An 18,809-nucleotide genomic window follows, 5' to 3' on the forward strand; every position below is an offset into this window, starting at 1 on the left:
GATTTAATTTAAGGTAAGCTCGGTGATTGCTACCGGGCTTACTCTATGTTTTGGGTCTTAGCTATAGAATAGGAGAGGTGCGCGAGCGTGCAACTAATTTTAGATCATATCCATAAAAGCTTCGATGGTAAACAGGTGATTAAAGATGCAGATTTCACCTTTGAAAGAGGGAAGATCTACGGACTGCTTGGACGGAATGGAGCAGGTAAAACCACACTTTTCAATTGTTTGAGTGGTGAGATCCAAATGGATAGCGGAGCTGCCTTTATTGGTGAGAAGGATAGTGCCCGTCCGCTTCGTGACGAGGACATCGGATATGTATTTTCCCTACCCATTTTGCCTGAGTTTCTGACAGGTTATGAGTTCGTAAAGTTTTATATGGACATCAACCGTGAGAAGATCGATCCGAATAAAAGCATTGAAGATTATTTTTCAATTATTAAGTTTGAGGAAGAAGATCGGCACCGACTGATTAAAGGTTATTCCCACGGGATGAAGAATAAAATTCAAATGCTCTGCTTTATCATTACTCGCCCGCCTTTGATTTTATTAGATGAGCCTTTAACTTCTTTTGACGTGGTTGTGGCTCTTGAGATCAAGAAATTGCTGCGTGAGATGAAGCAGGATCATATCATTATTTTTTCTACGCATATTTTGCAATTAGCCGCCGATTTATGTGACGAGTTAGTTATTCTAAATCATGGAACCCTTCAAGAAATTCCGCGTGAAACTCTGCAAAGTCCAGAATTTGAGGAGCAAATTATAGCTTTACTTCAGGATGGCAACAATGATTAGTACACTTCGCAGCATTCAGAGGATTAGAGGTTCGTCCGGAGCCAATCGGCTGATTTACTATTTCAAAAAGCTGCCTGTTCTTGGCAAACTTTTAAAAGGGGATATTTACTCTAACATTGCACTAAAACAAGTCTTCGCTGGGATAGTACTTGCATTGAAGGTAGTGTGGGGGTTTTTAGGCAAGTTCGCCTATTTGGGAATTGTGATCTATTTACCAATCGTCCTTACACACAAAGAATTGTCGCTCGCCGAACAGTATGCATTGTTCTTACATATTTTTATAGTTCTGAGCTTTATAGTGGCTGCGGTTTCGAATGTATTTATATTAGAGCCCAAACGGGATAAATATATATGTGTGAAGCTGATGAGAATTCCGGCTAAACAGTATATGCATGCTACGCTTTTGCTTAAAGGGCTAACGTTCTTTATATATTTTATTCCGGCATTAACCGTGTTTGCGGGGATTTTTGGGGCACCGCTGTGGCATGGCGTATGGCTTACACTACTGTTAACGGCCTGGAGAATAGTCACCGAGGCGCTAAATCTTTGGTTTTTTGACAAAAAAGAAATTGTGTTAGTTAAAAAGATGAGCTGGGTGTGGTCGGTGATTGGCCTAGGTGGCCTACTTGCCTATGTGCCTCTTTATCTAGGATATGCTTTTGTAAATGATGCGACAGGATTTAGTGTCCCAGTGAGTTTTGTGATTGTTGTACTTGGAGGAATTGCAGCTGTGTATATTGGGAAATATCCTAACTATCGCAGTGCTGTAGATGTCGTTACCAAGATAGATGATCCATTGCTGGATATGAACCGGATGATGAAAGAAGCGAGGGTGGCAGATGTTCAGACCAAGGAGAAGGACTTTTCGTCGGAAGAACTTAAGGGGAAAGCTTTTCATGGAAAGACAGGTTACGCCTACCTAAATGCTATTTTTTTCTCCAGGCATAAACGCTTGTTGATTCAACCCATCCAGAGGCGTTTAACGATCATTGGTGTGCTCTTTATAGTGGCTGTCCTAATGATGCTTATTTCGCCGGAGACTTCGTCCAAGTTTACAGCATATCTGCTCGGTGGACTTCCCTTTTTTGTATTTATAATGAACTATACCTCTATAGGTGAGCGCGTATGCAAAGCGATGTTTTACAATTGTGATTTAAGCTTGTTGCGCTATGGATTCTATCGTGAGCAAGCTGCGATTCTGGACAATTTTAAGATTCGTCTTATTAAATTGAGTGGCCTTAATCTTATTCCTGCTGTCGCCATATGTTTAGCTTGTACTCTGCTGTTTCTGCTCTCTGGTGCAGATTGGGGTTTGATGGATGCGGTGATCTTTTGGGTAACGATTCTTTGTCTTTCCTTGTTCTTCTCAGTGCACCATTTGTTCATGTATTATATCTTTCAACCGTACAGCACGGAGCTAAATATGAAAAATCCGTTCTTTTTTATCGTCAACAGCATTGTATTGGGACTAAGCATCGCTTGTATCGGATTTCCAAAAGCATCGTCACTATTTACGCTAGTTGTTCTTGCGGGAACGATTGCTTATATGGTTATTGCCGTGACGTTGGTATACAAGTTCTCCAGCCGAACCTTCCGGGTAAAATAGAATGCGAGTGTTCTTCTAATATCGGAATGTTGATGATATGATGGTAACGAGAGTTTTTTAATCGTACCGTTTCATGTTGCGTTTGCTGCTTGGAAGTCAGGTGTTTAGAGATAAAAGAGGTGGCAAAAATGAGTAGCATAACTGTAGCAAAGGTGTTAAATAACAACGTTATCATTGCGGACCATCCCCAATATTCCGAGGTTGTAGTAATTGGCAAAGGGATAGGGTTTAATCGAAAATTGCATGATCGGATTAACCTATCCTCTGTGGAGAAGATGTTTATTCTCCGCAGCCAGGAAGAACAGGAACAATATAAACAGCTTCTTCCCCAAGTGGATGAGAAGTTGATTGAGATTGTACATGAAATTTTGTTATATATTATGCATAGCAGTAGTCAACCACTTAATGAGCATGTTCATATTGCACTCACTGATCATATCTCATTTGCTATACGGCGTTATGAACAAGATATCCCAATTCATAATCCGTTTCTGTATGAGACTAAGGAAATTTATCCTGAAGAGTATAAGATGGCAGAGTATGCGATTGAGCGGATTAATGAAGGCATGGGCGTGGAATTGCCTGTAGATGAGGTGGGTTTTGTTGCACTTCATATCGTTAGCGCGCTGAGTAATAGACAAATTTCCGAGGTCAGACAGCATTCTCTTTTGATTGGTGATTTGATCGGAATCGTAGAGAATAATCTCGAATATCGAATTCCACGTGATTCACTTGATTATTCGCGGTTGGTGACTCATCTACGATTTGTTCTAGAAAGACTGCGCCGTGGAGAATCAGTGCGGGAGACTTCTACGCTGGATGGTCTTATGAAACGAGAGTATCCCGAAATGTATACCTTGGCTTGGCAGTTAACTAAGGTGATTGAGAACCGAGTACGAATTCCTGTGTATCCAGCAGAGGTCAGTTATTTGACAGTTCATTTGCAACGTCTTGCCCAGAAGAAAGAGGATGAAGTGGGTATGGAGACGAAGCGAGAAATATAAGGATAATGTATAAAGTGAAACTTATACTTTCTTATATTTTAAAAAAAGCTTGTCACTACAAAAAAACGGTGCTACAATATCGGTGTCCTAATTAAAACAGAATACCAAGCGTGTAACTGATTCGATCAGGCATGAGTGATTTACAGTATTTTGGTTGCTAGTCCCCATCTTGGGGTAATCTAACCTTAGCGTTAGATAACAACCTTTATACTGTGTTGCTCATGCTTTTTTTGGCATCTGTTTTACTGAAAATGTGAATAATGAAAGGAAGTGACCATGATGTTCAAAAAGCTTTTCGGCGTTTTACAAAGAGTCGGTAAAGCGCTGATGCTCCCAGTAGCCATACTGCCAGCAGCCGGTCTGCTCCTTGGAATAGGAAACATGCTGGTAAACCCCGATTTTCTACAATACGTTCCGGCACTTGAGAACGATGTAGTTCAGGCAATTGCGAACGTATTGATGAACTCAGGGCAAATTGTATTTGATAATCTATCCTTACTATTTGCCGTGGGTGTTGCCATCGGTTTATCCGGTGGTGAGGGTGTTGCTGGTCTAGCCGCTATTATTGGTTTCCTCGTAATGAATGTTACGATGGGTACTGTAATTGGCGTCAATGATTATGTCCTGAGCCAAGGCGACTTTTCCTATGCTAGCGTCTTAGGAATTCCAACACTGCAAACGGGGGTATTTGGAGGTATACTCGTCGGTATATTGGCATCGTCCATGTACAAACGATTCTTCAAAATCGAACTTCCATCCTACCTGGGTTTCTTCGCAGGTAAACGTTTTGTTCCGATCATGACTGCGGTAACGTCTTTGCTTCTTGGTCTGGCATTGACCTTAGTTTGGCCGCCAATTCAACACGGTCTGAACTATGTATCACAAAGTATGATTGATACGAATAAAACGCTCGCAGCGTTTATCTTCGGAACAATCGAACGCTCGCTTATTCCTTTTGGTCTGCATCACATCTTCTATTCTCCGTTCTGGTATGAATTTGGTACCTACGTAGATAAAGCTGGGGAATTGGTTCGTGGTGACCAACGGATCTTCATGCAGCAGCTTCGTGATGGCGTAGAATTCACAGCAGGAACATTTACAACAGGTAAGTATCCTTTCATGATGTTCGGTCTTCCAGCAGCTGCTTTGGCCATTTATCATGAAGCTAAACCTCATAATAAAAAACTTGTCGGAGGTTTGATGCTTTCCGCAGCATTGACTTCATTCCTGACAGGGATTACAGAGCCGCTTGAATTCTCATTCTTGTTCGTAGCTCCATTGCTGTTCGCAGTACATGCTGTTTTTGCAGGTTTGTCCTTTATGACCATGCATATTCTTAATGTCAAGATTGGTATGACCTTCTCTGGAGGTTTTATTGATTACGTGCTCTTTGGTATTATCCCGAACCGTACGGCTTGGTGGCTCGTAATTCCAGTAGGTCTTGCCCTTGCCGTAATTTACTACTTCGGATTCCGCTTTGTTATTCGGAAGTTCAATCTGATGACACCGGGTCGTGAAGAGGATACGGGTGAGGTTGAAGATACTAACACAGAAGCCGTTTCTAAAACGGGTGATGATTTACCACGAAACATCTTGTCTGCGTTGGGTGGTAAAGAGAACATCGCTCATCTGGATGCTTGTATTACCCGCCTTCGTGTGGAGGTTAAAGATAAATCAGGTGTGGATAAGACTCGTCTGAAGAAGTTAGGTGCATCAGGTGTGCTTGAGGTGGGTAATAACATTCAAGCGATCTTCGGCACACGTTCCGATACCATTAAATCTCAGATTCAAGATGTAATTAGCGGGAAGACACCTGCACCAACGCCGGTAGCGGCTACGCCACAGCCTGAAGAAGAACAGCAGGCAGGTGAAGCTAGTGAAGCGATTATCAAAGAAGATATCGTCTCCCCGGTAAATGGTGAACTAGTGGATATCACTGAGGTTCCTGATGCAGTATTCTCCCAAAAAATGACGGGTGATGGTTTTGCTTTCTTATCCGATGATGGAAAGATTGCTTCACCGGTCTACGGTAAAGTGTTTAATGTGTTCCCGAGCAAGCATGCGATCGGCATTATGTCCGATGGAGGTAAGGAAGTGCTCGTTCATATAGGGGTTAATACAGTTAAGCTTAAAGGTCAAGGCTTTACAGTTCTAGTCGAAGAGGGCGACCTTGTAGCTGCTGGACAGCCGATCATGGAAGTGGATTTAGAATATGTAAAAGCACATGCACCATCAGTAATGTCACCTGTTATTTTCTCCAATTTACCAGAAGGCTCTTCCGTAACCTTGAAGAAGCCAGGTAAGGTATCTATTGGTGATAAGGATATTATTACCATTCAGTAAAAGTGCAAGGGTGGACGCTTCCTTTAAACATTAAAGGGAGCGAAGCCTTCACTATAAATTTAAAAATATTCTATTAAAAGAAAGCGAGTTGGATAATATTATGCAAACAACATTCAGAATTATCGATGAAGATGGAATTCACGCACGTCCGGCAACTGCCTTGGTAAATACAGCTACGAAATTCAAAGGTACAGAAGCTTATGCAGAAGCAAAAGGCAAAAAAGTTACATTGAAATCTATCCTTGGCGTATTGTCATTGGGTCTAGAAGCTGGAGACACTTTGTCTCTGATTACTGAAGGTAGCGAAGAAGCTGAAGCTCTGAGCGCACTTTCTGATGTAATGATTAAAGAAGGGCTAGGGGAAATCCATGAATAAAATTTCAGGAATCGCGGCTTCAGCAGGGATTGCAGTAGCCCGTGCTTTTATCCTGAAACATCCGGATTATACAATTACAAAAACTAGTATCAGTGATCCTGAAGCAGAAGTAGCCAAGTTGAATGACGCACTTGCTAAATCAAGTGCTGAACTACAGACTATTAAAGAGCGTACTTTAGCAGAACTAGGAGAGAAGAAAGCAGAGATTTTTGCATCCCATCTGCTGATTCTTGAGGACCCTGAGCTGATTAATCCCGTAATTGATAAAATTCGTCAGGAATCGGTTAACGCGGACTATGCACTAAACGAAGTAGCTACACAATTCATTGAAATGTTCGAAAACATGAAGAGTGCTTACTTACAAGAACGTGCAGCTGACATGCGTGATGTGACCAAACGCCTGCTGAACCACTTGCTGGGTATTCATTATGTTAGTCCTGCAGAAATCAATGAAGAGGTTATTGTTATCGCAGAGGATTTGACGCCTTCTGACACAGCACAGCTAAATCGCAAGTATGTTAAAGGCTTCACAACAAACATTGGTGGACGTACGTCCCACTCAGCGATTATGGCACGCTCCTTGGAAATTCCAGCAGTTGTTGGAACTAAGAATGTCATGACACAAGTGAATTCTGGGGATCTAGTGATCGTCGATGGTCTGAACGGAGACGTTCTTATTAATCCTAGTGAAGCAGAAGTGGCAGAGTACGTTCGCAAGCAGGAAGCTTACGACTTGCAAATTGCAGAGTGGAAGAAACTTCGTGATAAACCAACGATCTCTGCAGACGGTAAGCACGTGGAGCTGGCAGCTAATATCGGTACACCAAACGATGTCAATGGTGTAATTGAGAATGGCGGCGAAGGTGTAGGCTTGTATCGTACTGAGTTTTTATACATGGGCCGCGATAAGCTGCCTTCTGAGGAAATTCAATATAACGCCTATCGTACAGTGCTTGAGAATATGAAAGGTAAACCGGTAGTCGTACGTACACTTGATATAGGTGGCGACAAAGAACTTCCGTATCTGGATCTTCCAAAGGAAATGAATCCTTTCTTAGGTTTCCGTGCGATTCGTCTTTGTCTGGATCGTCAGGATATTTTCCGTACGCAACTGCGTGCTTTACTGAGAGCAAGTGTTCATGGGGATCTTCGCATTATGTTCCCTATGATCGCAACACTTGGTGAATTCCGTGCAGCCCGTGATCTTCTGCTTGAAGAGAAATCGAAGCTTCGTGAAGAAGGCAAGGAAGTATCTGACAACATTCAGCTCGGCATTATGGTTGAGATTCCTTCCACTGCTGTACTGGCAGACCAGTTTGCAAAGGAAGTTGATTTCTTTAGTATTGGTACGAATGACCTTATTCAATATACAATGGCTGCTGACCGTATGAATGAACGGGTGTCTTACCTGTATCAGCCATACAATCCGGCCATCCTGCGTCTGGTCAAGAATGTAATTGATGCAGCGCATGCAGAAGGTAAATGGACAGGAATGTGCGGTGAGATGGCTGGGGACGCAACAGCGATTCCACTCTTACTAGGTCTTGGCCTTGATGAATTCAGTATGAGTGCAACGTCAATTCTGCCAGCACGTAGTCAAATTTCTAAATTGTCGGCTGCCGACATGAAGGAACTGGCTGCAAAAGCATTGCAACTTGGCACTGCTGAAGAAGTAGCTGCACTTGTTCAAAGCATCACTAACTAACTATTTCCATATGCATTACTCCGTTAAACGTTTATAACGTTCCAACTACTATTACCGACTTCCGATGTTTGGAGGTCGGTTTTTTTGTGTGTATATCGATAATTTTATTTCTTACGTTGGCTTAAGTTCATACGTGAGCGTTATACTCATATTTAGAATAATTAAATTCACTTTTTATTTGCTTTATTGCACAGATGTCTATGCCGATAGTAATAGTGACGAGTATAAAGTCGGTAAGGAACCCAAACCTGTAAATATGTCTTACATATAATAATAGTATGAATCCATAGAAAGTTTATACTCCTTTACCGACTTGCAGAGCTGTGCAAGTATTAATATGATCTAAATTGGAAATATTTGGACTTATAAGCATCCCTATAAGTTAGCCAGGGAGCCATAGGATGGTGTTAACTCATGAGTAAAAATGTTATAAATACAGAATTAATGTTAGAGGTCTATGAAGGTAAAGACCTGGGCTTGACGTACTCGGTGGAGTACAGTGTATTTAAAGTTTGGGCACCTACTGCTTTTGCTGTATCTCTAGTTATGTACGAAACAGATGGAAATCAACGTAACATTGGATTTGATCCGAGCTCTACAGATAGTGGGCGTATTATATATATGCAGCGTCAGAACGGCGGAGTCTGGCAGACTAAGTTATCAGGTGATTTAAAAGGGAAATATTATATGTACCGTGCTGTATTTGCTGATGGAAATGTGACGGAAGCAGTAGATCCTTATGCAACAGCCGTATCGGCAAATGGTTTAAGAACAGCAATCGTTGATTTGCGCAGGACCCATCCTGAGCATTGGGAGAAGGACGTTGCTCCTACATTGCAGCATCCTGCAGACGCGGTTATTTACGAGCTGCATGTGCGTGACTTCTCCTCACATGAGAGCTCTGGCATGTACTATAAGGGCAAATTCAAAGCATTTACCGAATTTGGCTTAAGAGATTCGGAAGGAAATGCAATAGGAATTGATCATCTGGTTGAATTGGGTATCACCCATGTACATCTGATGCCCGTGTTTGATTTCCAGACCGTAGATGAGTTAAGTGTAATAAAGCGTGGTTCGTACATTGAACATACCGACTACAATTGGGGATATGATCCTCAGCATTATAATGTACCGGAAGGATCATATAGCACTGATCCTACCGATCCAGGTCTACGAATCCGGGAATTTAAAGAAATGGTTCAGGCTTTGCATAGTCGTGGGATTTCAGTGATTATGGATGTGGTTTACAACCACACGTACGCTGTGGAGAAGGGCCCCTTCGAGCCGCTTGTCCCAGATTACTTCTATCGCCGTGACTTCTTGGGACGTTTATCTAATGGCTCGGGAGTTGGTAACGAGCTGGCTACAGAGCGTCCGATGGTACGCAAATATATTAAGGATTCGTTGTCCTACTGGGCTACGGAGTATCATATTGATGGCTTCAGATTTGATCTTATGGGTCTGATGGATAGTGTGACCATGCGTGAAATAACGGAAGAGCTTCGACTTGAGGTGAATCCTAATCTGCTGTTATATGGCGAACCTTGGACAGGTGGAGATTCTCCACTGGCAACAAAGACGCTAAAAGGTGTGCAGCGGGGGAAAGGATATGCTGTCTTCAATGATAACTTTCGTTCCGCGATCAAAGGTGATAGTGATGGATGGGGACGGGGATTCATTACAGGGGAATATGGCAAAGAAGGGGCTATTGCAGCCGGAATCAAAGGAGCCATCCACGAATTTACAGACTCCCCAGTGGAATCGGTGAACTATGTAACGGCCCATGACAATTTGAATTTATGGGATAAGGTGCTTACCGTTCAAGGGGGATTTCAGGATGCCGTTTCACGGGCTAATCCTTACGTGAATGTAGATCTGGAGAATATTCTCAGCAATGAGACCGTGCGCCGATCCCTACTTGCAAATGGAATCATCCTGACCTCGCAAGGGATTCCATTCCTGCATGCCGGTGATGAGCTACTGCGCAGTAAATTTGGAGATCATAATAGCTATCGTAGCGGTGATACGATTAACGCGATCCGCTGGAACATGAAGAGTATGTTTAAGCCTGTATTTCAATATTATAAAGGCTTGATCGAACTGCGGCGTACACATCCGGCATTTCGTCTACATGGTCGGCAGGAAATTGAGCGTTCGCTAGAATTTCTGCGCTGTGATGGGGGGATCGTGTCGTACCTGCTTAGAAATCATGCAGGAGGCGACCTCTGGAACAATATAACAGTCATCTTTAACGCCAATAATGATCGAGTAAAGCTATCTCTTCCTGAAGCTAATAACGGTTGGAACGTGGTAGTGGATCATACCCGAGCGGGGACAGAAGCATTCCGAAAGGTTGCAGGTAGCGAGGTGGAAATTGAAGGCTTGTCGATGATGGTACTCTATGATGAATGTGGTGAGCCAGCACGGCGGTCCAAAATTATCGAAGTACACTATGAACGGCCAGATGGGAAATATCAAGGCTGGAATCTTTGGGTTTGGGATACAGGAATTCAGGATGGACAATGCGACTTTCGGTATATGGAGGATGGGCGTGCAGTTGCACGAATTGAGGTGTTGCCAGATACAGATTCTATCGGGTATATATTACGACTTAATGACTGGGAAGAGAAAGATGGGGATGGCGATCGCTTCATTGATTGTTCCAAGGATGACGAGCTGATCAAGGTCATGGTTATAGATCGTGATCAGGAGAATGATGGGATCTCAGATGATCATTTGCAGTTAACCAGTTAAAAAATAAAAAAGAGCTGCTTCAGGGTTAGTTATACCCCGGAACAGCTCTTTTTGTTGATCTTATGGTTTTCCGATGATCTGGTTGGATAAACCTACATCTAAAAGCTCGTAGTAGAGATTAGCTTCATTCCCTCCATGGTCTTTGGAAAGGTACATCGCTAGATCTGCGGCACGCAGAAGTTCATTAATACTGCCTCCATGCTCAGGAAATAGGGCTACACCAATACTTGCGGAGGTGTGGAAGCTAGATCCATTGTCAATAGACCAAGATTTGTTGAATAACTTAAGCAACCGTTGTAGCATTTCATCTAACATTTCTGGAGAGGTAAATCGGTGCAGTACCACCGCGAATTCATCACCGCCAATCCGGAACGCCTGGCCTACACCTTTAACCGTTTGCAAAAGCTCTCGAGAGAGCAGTTGGAGAAATTCGTCTCCGGCCAGATGTCCTAAGGTATCGTTTAGCTGCTTGAATCTGTCACAATCCAGCAATGCGAGTGCAATATTCTTTCTCCGTTCCTCGGGTTGGTTGATGAGATTTTCCATGTACATTTTGAAATGAGCACGGTTGGGAATCGCGGTTAAATGATCATAGAAGGCTAGCTTATGTAATCGTTCTTCGTATTGCTTCCGTTGTGTAATTTCACGGGACACTAACATAAATTGTGCTGGGAAATTATTACTTCCCCGAACAGGCGACACCTTCGTTTCCAGCCATACCCATTGCCCTTCAGCTCCACGCATTCGTAGCTCTGAGATACGAGGGGTTCCTTGAACGACACTCTTTAGTTTAGCCCAAGCAATTTCCGGTTCGCGAATGTAGTTGGAGAGTGGGTCACCCTTTTTAGGAACATAGCCGAGAATACTTGAATGTGAAGGGGAGCTATACAGTATCAACCCGTTAGGATCAGTCAAAATAATAAAGTCAGACATGGTTTCACCGATTAGCTGATAGAGTGTTTGTTCTTCCAGCATTTCATTTTTGAGCCAAATGATTTTGCGACCCAGATAAATAATAACTAGAAGCAGAATAAAGAAGACCAATGAGTATAGCGCAAAGAGTGCACTCTTTTTATCTTGGAACCCATCTGTTACTTGTAAAGCGTAGGTGTCTATCAGGTCTTCTGATTGATCTAGATGAGTTCTGACTTCATTTAACTGCATGTTCAGACTTACAGCATGATATGAAGCAGGGTCCCATCCGATTTGCATCCGTTCAGCAATCAATGTACTCCCTGTACTCTTCCATAGGACTAGGGATGTTTCGAAGGCATGGAGCTCGTTCTCTAATTCAGTAAGTATATTTGCCTGTTTCAAATCACTGTAGGGTTTGTTGATAGATTTGATGTCTGAACTTGCTTGGCCTACCCGTTCTTGTGCTTGTTGATTATTGTCCTTAAATTCCTGAATGAACTGATCACGTTCAGCGTCAGTGAGGTTCGAGCTCATGGAGGAGTGGAGAGCGATTGCGGCTTGATACAGATCACGGTCAGCGCTCAGTATGAGCTCAGAGTTCTCAAATACATCTTCATATAAAGAATCTGACATTCTGTTAATGGTGTGATTTAGATAGAGTAAAGAAGCTACACTAATCCCAACCAGTAGAATGGAGATCGCAGCAAAAATAAAGATTAGTTTGCGTGTTACTTTGATATCGAAAAATCCAGCCACGGTCATCTTCTCCCCGCATAAGATGTTTAACAAATCTTATTGCTGCTAACCTATAACCTGCGGAACTTCCATTTGTGGCAGGCGTGTTTTATTTTCAGGCAAAGATGTTGAGAGTAATTATGTAAAAAAAAGAGGTGTTGTAATATAGTGGGAATTGAGGCATGGGAAAGATAAATTGTGTGTGGATCGCAGTTTGTAGTACAACAAGTATATAGGACGTCCTACTTATAGAGCAATCGCTTCCTCAAATAAATATCAATAATAAAAAATTTAAATGATTATGGTATGGGCCTATTGCCTTATCTATATTCAAATCCATAAATCCTATTACCCAACGCCTTCGTAAATGATACCCAGCTCAGCCCCCAAAATATGAGTTCTGTTATGTTAAAAAAAAGCTGCCTAGTCATAATAATGACTGTGGCAGCTGACTTGAAGTTACTATTCGTTACGTAGTGCATGAATGGGGCGAAGCCGCGCGGCTTTGTTCGCAGGCATCATTCCGAAAATCACGCCGATAAGCAAGGAGAAAACAAAAGATATCAGTACCATATCCCAAGCAATGGATACTGTAAGTGAAGTGTACTTTCCTAGTAACCAACTACCTGCGACTCCAATGCCAACACCGATCACCCCACCCAATCCGCTAAGCACAATGGATTCGATCATGAATTGAGCGAGAATATCGAACTTTTTGGCGCCGATTGCTTTGCGGATACCAATTTCCCTTGTTCTTTCATTAACGGATACGATCATAATATTCATAATGCCGATCCCCCCGACAAACAGAGAAATGCCGGCAATTCCCGCAAGTGCCATTGAAAGCGTAGCTGTCGTAGAATTTACAGTTTCCAGCATCTCTTGAGAGTCAAAGACACTAAAAGCATTATCCGCATAATTAAATTTAGCATCCAGTGTACTCTCTAGTTTATCTTTTACGGTAGCTACAGTGTCTGCTGAAGTCGTCGCAATTGTGATGGAACGTACGCCTTTGCTTTTTAACTGACGTTCTGCAGTAGCTATAGGAATCAATAAGATATCATCGTTGGAGCCACTTAGACTAGAGCCTTTTGCTTCCAAAAGACCGACGATTTTATAGCTGATCCCGTTTAGCTGTACCTTTTGGCCGACAGGATCATCTGTACCGAATAAATCCTCAGCCGTACCTGTGCCGATTAGCGCTACCTTCTGCCGGTACTCCGTATCAATATCAAGCAGGAAACGTCCTGACTGTACATGAAAATCCTTAACGTCCTCATAAGAAGGTGTAATGCCCTCAACTGTAACGCTAACATTCTCAGTATTATGCTTGGCTGTAACGTTGCCACTGATCACAGGAGCTACATTTTCTATCCCCTCTATATCTCCTAGTGCCAAGGCTTCTTCATAGGTGAGGGAGGTGGTAGCCCCACGGCCAGTGATGTTTACCGTCAGTTGATTTGTTCCGAGTCCATTAAGCTGCTCCGTAATCTGAGAAGTAGTTCCCTGCCCCACAGAAACGAGGATGATAACGGATGATACACCAATAATAATACCCAGCATCGTTAAAAAAGCTCTTACTTTACTGCTGTAAATACTTTTTAGAGCCATCCGCATACTTTGAAATAATTTCACCTCGCATTCCTCCGATCTTCTACGAGGTTGCCATCCTGAATACGAATGATCCGCTTTGCTTGCTTTGCAATTTCGAGGTCATGTGTGATTAGGATGATTGTATGACCCTGCTCATTTAATTCTCGTATCATCTGCATGACCTCTTGTCCAGTTCGCGTATCAAGCGCCCCGGTAGGTTCATCTGCAAGTAGAATCGGGGGAGATCCAGCCATGGCTCGCGCAATCGCTACACGCTGCTGCTGTCCTCCTGAAAGCTCAGAAGGTCGGTGATGCATTCTCTCCTCCAAACCAACTTTAAGGAGTGCTTGCTGCGCTGTTTCTCTGCGTTCTCGATGTGAGAGGCCGCGGTATATTAGCGGAAGCTCCACATTCTCGACAGCAGACAACTTGGGGAGGAGATTGAAGTTTTGAAAGATAAAGCCGATCTTCTCATTCCGGATAACTGCCAGCTTGTTGTCGGATAACTTACGAACCTCTTGTCCGTCTAGGAGATAGCTTCCTTCATCCGATACATCCAGGCATCCGAGCATGTTCATTAGTGTTGATTTACCAGAACCGGAAGGACCTATAATCGCTACGAACTCTCCGAAGTCGATTGTAAAGGAAAGATTTTTTAGAACTGTCATAGTTTCTCCGGCCATAGTATAGCCATGGGTCATATTCTGGACTTGGATCAGTGGCGTTAAAGCACTCATCTACTGCCACCTCCGCCACCACCAGGTGCTCCGCCCGTGCCACCAGTACCACCTCCACTGAAGCCACCACCGCCATTAAAGCCGCCGCCGCCGAAACCGGCGCCACCCATACCGCCCATGCCACCTTGCATTTGCATCTCAGTACTAGTTGTACCTGTTTTGGTAGAGATGACAGTAGGGATGATCACTTTGTCTCCTTCATTAAGCCCACTGACAATTTCAATACTGCTCTCATCATGGATGCCCACTTCGACGGAAACTGTTCGCTGATTACTATTTCCACGGTTTCTTGTGCCAGCAGCTCCGTTAGGCATAGTACCGCCGCGAGCATCAGGAGCTCCACTAGGCATAGCACCATCGCGAGCATCAGGAGCCCCGCTAGGCCTCGGTGCTTGGCCCTCGCTAGAGGCTTTTGAGGAATCGGTTGAACCCGCTGAAACCGCTGTTAAAGGGAGAGAAACTGTGTACTTGCCATTTCTTTCTTGAACAGCTTCAATAGGTACGGTTAATACATCTTTTTTCTCAGCTGTTGTAACTGAAACTTCTGCCGACATCCCTACAAGGGCGCCTTCGGAGGTGGTTAAGCCAACGGTAACATCGAAGAGGGAGACTCCGTTCGAGACGGTGCCTTCCTTGGCAATCTTAGTAACACTCCCCTTGAATTCAGTGTCGGGCAGGGCATCCAATGAAATGGTAGCAGGCATCCCTATTTTCACTGTAGGAATATCAAGCTCATCCACCTGCACTATGACGCTTAAATTAGCATAATCGGTGATATCGATGAGTTCAGAGCCATCCATCGCTTTTTCACCGCTGGCTATGTTAACTGCTGTAACAGTTCCGTCAATAGGGGCGGTTAGGGGATCTGGAGGGATCATATCCTCTTGTACAGATGCGATTTTTTCGATTTGAGAAGCGATATCCGTTTTCGCTTTTTCAATCGAACGTTTGGCACTGGCTAATTCATCCTCGGAGGCACCTGCCACGGCAAGCTTCTTATACTGCTCCTGCTTGTCCTGAAGATCCTCTTCAAGCGAGGTAAGAGAGGTTTGTTCCTGCTTGAGATTGTCGCTCAAATCATCGCCTTCGAAGGTAATTAATGTCTGACCTTTTTTCACATTGTCGCCTTCTTTGACAAGCACCTCAGCTACGGTTCCAGCGTCCTTCGTTTTCACTTTTCCTGTTTCAGTGGCCGTGACGGAGCCTGCTCCAGATACATTTACTACGATATCGCCCTTCGTAACCGTGGCTGTATTAACGGGCACTTCAGCAGCCTGACTGCTCTTATCAGGCAAAAATATATACACCAACAATCCGGCTGTTACTACAGCTACTACTCCGATGGTCCAGAGCAACACTTTTTTCTTCTTCATTTCTTTCCTCCATAGATCATCAAATTTCTTTTAACTTAGGCCACCCCTCGCACGTTTACTAAGTGTCGGATGGATTGTTAGCACTAGAATCGGTGTTTGAAGTGGAATTGTTGTTTGAAGTCGTTGACGCTGTCTGATAAGTGACAACATAGGTCCCAGTTCCCAGCAAATTTCGATGACCTTGGAATTCGTCGTATACATTCAATCGGATCGCGCCGCCACCTAGAGTTTTGTAAAGATTGCTTGTGAATGTTGTGGTGTATGACTTGAAGTTCCCTAATGGTAGATCTGTGCCCAGTGTTAATGTCTTCTCCATCGTTTGTCCGAAGGGGTCGATCAGCTCTAGTACAAGCTTGTGCTCATAGGTACCCGATTCGTAAAGCGTGCTGCTCGACAGGTTGTAGGTTAGGACAGTGCTTAGCGTATCTTTTCCACCAGTGACGGTGGCGACTGCATTTGTAACGGATAGGTTATAAGGGAAGGATTCTACATCCAAAAGATTACTTTTTGACTCCACCGCAACATTATTTAGACCCAGTGACACCGTATTGATATAACCCGTTGAGTTCCCGCCAGGAGCCGTAAGTTTTCCTTCGGATACCCCTTCACCGACATAAAGAACAAGCTGAGAAGGATCTACTCCAAGTGGAAGCTTAGTCCAGACGGTAACCAGATTTTTTCCGTTAGGGCTCGTGGAAGTGGTAGACTGGTTGACCTCGGCTTCGTAATATTGATTGTCAGGCGTTTTGTAATAAGCTACGAGTTGAGCCTGCTCCGATTTACGTGTTTCCTCACTGTTCATTTCCAGTTCTGTGTACATGATATTGGAGCTTGCACCCTGATAAACCGTTGTCCGGCGCTCTAACACTTCTGCTTTTTTACTTTCAAGGTCAATTTGGAAGGAACTTAGTGCTGCAACTTCCTGAACACGGCTGTCCAACTGATTTGTACTTAAAGAAAGAAAATTAATTTTGCTTTCGCCGGAGGTTTCTTGCAGCGTTATTTTTAATTGATTGAACTGGTAGGTGTAAGGAACATTGGCCACGACATAAACGTCTGCGGATTCATTTGGCCCGAGTATGGTTTGCGTGCTTTCTGTGACGACTTGGGAAGTGCTGCTAATATCACTCTCACCAGCTTTAATGACACTTGTAAATGCAGGAAGCTGCACAGAGGTCGATTTCGTGTTGCGAATATTGATTTTAGCTACAAGCTGATCTTTGTCTGCCCAAGGTAGCCGCTGGATGTTCTCAAGCTTGACAGCAAATGTGCCGTGACTGTTCTCCACCGCGTATTCTGTATCCTGCCAGTTGTTAGTTTGGAGTGTGTAAGGAATCTGATAATAGGCCGTAGGAAAAATGATCTTACCCTCTACAGCGGGCTCAGTCATTTGCAGCTGTAGCGTTCCTTGAGCTATCGTTAGCGGAACTTCTGCACTGAGCTCAATTATTTTTTCTTCAAGGGGTTTGAGTGTAAGGTTTGCGAAAGCCTTCGTGTCCACCGGAAAGCTGTATCCTTCAGCGGCTTTAACGGTAAACTCATAAGCAGGCAAAGTAATCGCCTTGTTGCCGCTATTTTTTACTCGAAATTGCAGCGTCCACTTCGCGGTGCCGTTGTCGGCATAGACATTGGCGCTTTTTAACTGCGTCTCGACAGTATTATTGTTGATCGTAAGCTTCTTGATGACATTGCTAGCTACGACAAGATCTGGTGTGGTAGCAGCGGGAAGGTTATAGGTGACGATGGGCAAAGCTATTTTTAATGAGGTATCTTCTGCAGCAAACTGCAGAGTCATATTGTCTGTCTTCATATAAGAGGGAATTTCCGTCATGTAGTAGATCGTCTTTTTTTCCTGTGGCTGTACTTTGTAGTTACTGCTCGCATCATCAAGCGTTAATTCAAATACAGATCCTCCTGCAGATGCGAGGTATCCCATAAGTCCAGGATCACTTAGCACTTTGGTTCCTTGATTGGTTAAGCTCACACCTACTTTGGCGTATACCTTACCGTTATATTTGTAAATTTGCAGACTTTCCGTTTTGGTTGTTACGGGCTGATTATTCAAGGTTATCTTTTTACTTTGGCCTCTAGCGACCGCTTGTGAAAAAGCCACAGGCAAGGTGAAGGTCCCCAGCTTTTTTTGATAATCGGTACTGCTGAAATCCCAACCGAATACTGAAATCTTCACTCCATTTAAAGATGTGGATTTACCGACGTTTGCGTAATAGGTTACGGATTGACTGCTTTTGGAGGGAATAGATTTGATGGTTGCACTGCTGGTTACTGGGCTTCCTTGGATAACGGTTCCTCCGGCAGTAGTTACTTTAGAGAAATAGTCCACAAGATTGATGCTGCTTCCGCTCCCATTGTTATAGCTGAGGGTGTATGTAAGAATATTGCCGCCATCCTGAGTCAAAAAGCCAACATCGGTCAGTCTCACACTAAAGTTACTCTTTAAAGCTATCGAGCCGAGTTTATCCAGAGTGGATACAGTATTGGCAGTTGCTGTTTTTGTGGATGAAGTAGTCGTTGATGCAGCGTATGCTCCATACGCTGAAGCTTGACTCAGAACTGCTGCGCTAAGTATGATCACAGCTACTTTTGTTCTTCGTGCATGCATGTAATTCCCTCCCGGTATGAAAGTCCTTGTATTTTGAAGGTGATTTATGATTGAGTACAACCATGCCTTCTTAATAATGGAAATTATCAAGCTCCGCTGAACGTTAGCTGAAAAAAAGTCCCCAAAATGGCTCTGAACCTTAAAGCCAGCTTAAAGCCAGATAAAAATTGCCCTAATTATGCTTGAACTTGTCAAAACGACAGATTTTGCATATAATAAACAGACATATCTCTTGCATAAAAGAGATACCTGA

Annotated in this window: 12 protein-coding genes; 7 read left to right on the top strand and 5 right to left on the bottom strand. The window is 43.5% G+C overall.

Annotated elements, in window-relative coordinates:
• The first annotated feature begins 87 nt into the window (after nt 1-87).
• From NYE25_RS28960 to pulA, 7 genes are all read left to right on the top strand, one after another.
• Nucleotides 88-795 (top strand): ABC transporter ATP-binding protein, encoded by a 708-nt coding sequence (locus tag NYE25_RS28960; RefSeq protein WP_149645818.1) that lies wholly within the window; start codon nt 88-90, stop codon nt 793-795.
• Nucleotides 788-2,401, top strand: coding sequence for a hypothetical protein (locus NYE25_RS28965; RefSeq protein ID WP_341147489.1), 1,614 nt, complete (start codon nt 788-790; stop codon nt 2,399-2,401). Before NYE25_RS28960 ends, NYE25_RS28965 begins: the two co-directional genes overlap by 8 nt.
• 128 nt (nt 2,402-2,529) lie before the next feature.
• Nucleotides 2,530-3,405 carry a glucose PTS transporter transcription antiterminator GlcT gene (gene glcT / locus NYE25_RS28970; RefSeq protein WP_341049354.1) on the top strand — a complete coding sequence of 292 codons (876 nt, stop codon included), beginning with the start codon at nt 2,530-2,532 and terminating at the stop codon, nt 3,403-3,405.
• Between the two features lie 279 nt (nt 3,406-3,684).
• The gene (gene ptsG, locus NYE25_RS28975; protein WP_341147802.1) at nt 3,685-5,748 is read left to right on the top strand and encodes a glucose-specific PTS transporter subunit IIBC; all 2,064 of its coding nucleotides are present in this window, start codon (nt 3,685-3,687) and stop codon (nt 5,746-5,748) included.
• Between the two features lie 100 nt (nt 5,749-5,848).
• Nucleotides 5,849-6,124, top strand: coding sequence for an HPr family phosphocarrier protein (locus NYE25_RS28980; protein WP_042131974.1), 276 nt, complete (start codon nt 5,849-5,851; stop codon nt 6,122-6,124).
• Entirely contained in the window at nt 6,117-7,829 is a 1,713-nt protein-coding gene (gene ptsP, locus NYE25_RS28985; protein ID WP_341147490.1) for a phosphoenolpyruvate--protein phosphotransferase, read from the top strand. Before NYE25_RS28980 ends, ptsP begins: the two co-directional genes overlap by 8 nt.
• Before the next feature lie 414 nt (nt 7,830-8,243).
• The gene (pulA, locus tag NYE25_RS28990) at nt 8,244-10,583 is read left to right on the top strand and encodes a type I pullulanase (RefSeq protein ID WP_341147491.1); all 2,340 of its coding nucleotides are present in this window, start codon (nt 8,244-8,246) and stop codon (nt 10,581-10,583) included.
• A gap of 60 nt (nt 10,584-10,643) precedes the next feature.
• Here pulA and NYE25_RS28995 read toward each other — a convergent pair whose 3' ends face one another.
• The 5 genes from NYE25_RS28995 to NYE25_RS29015 form a co-directional block, all read right to left on the bottom strand.
• Entirely contained in the window at nt 10,644-12,254 is a 1,611-nt protein-coding gene (locus NYE25_RS28995; RefSeq protein ID WP_341147492.1) for a diguanylate cyclase domain-containing protein, read from the bottom strand.
• Nucleotides 12,255-12,695: 441 nt separating this feature from the next.
• Nucleotides 12,696-13,868: an ABC transporter permease gene (locus tag NYE25_RS29000; protein WP_156113076.1), complete on the bottom strand. Its 1,173-nt coding sequence runs from the start codon at nt 13,866-13,868 to the stop codon at nt 12,696-12,698.
• Nucleotides 13,865-14,563, bottom strand: a complete 699-nt coding sequence (locus NYE25_RS29005) for an ABC transporter ATP-binding protein (RefSeq protein WP_042186162.1) — start codon at nt 14,561-14,563, stop codon at nt 13,865-13,867. Before NYE25_RS29005 ends, NYE25_RS29000 begins: the two co-directional genes overlap by 4 nt.
• Nucleotides 14,560-15,936, bottom strand: coding sequence for an efflux RND transporter periplasmic adaptor subunit (locus NYE25_RS29010; RefSeq protein ID WP_341147493.1), 1,377 nt, complete (start codon nt 15,934-15,936; stop codon nt 14,560-14,562). The genes NYE25_RS29005 and NYE25_RS29010 overlap by 4 nt, the downstream gene beginning before the upstream one ends.
• Before the next feature lie 58 nt (nt 15,937-15,994).
• Nucleotides 15,995-18,556, bottom strand: a complete 2,562-nt coding sequence (locus NYE25_RS29015; protein ID WP_341147494.1) for a hypothetical protein — start codon at nt 18,554-18,556, stop codon at nt 15,995-15,997.
• Nucleotides 18,557-18,809 lie beyond the last annotated feature (253 nt).

Source organism: Paenibacillus sp. FSL E2-8871 (genome assembly GCF_038000345.1).
In the GTDB taxonomy this organism is placed as follows: Bacteria; Bacillota; Bacilli; order Paenibacillales; family Paenibacillaceae; genus Paenibacillus_AQ.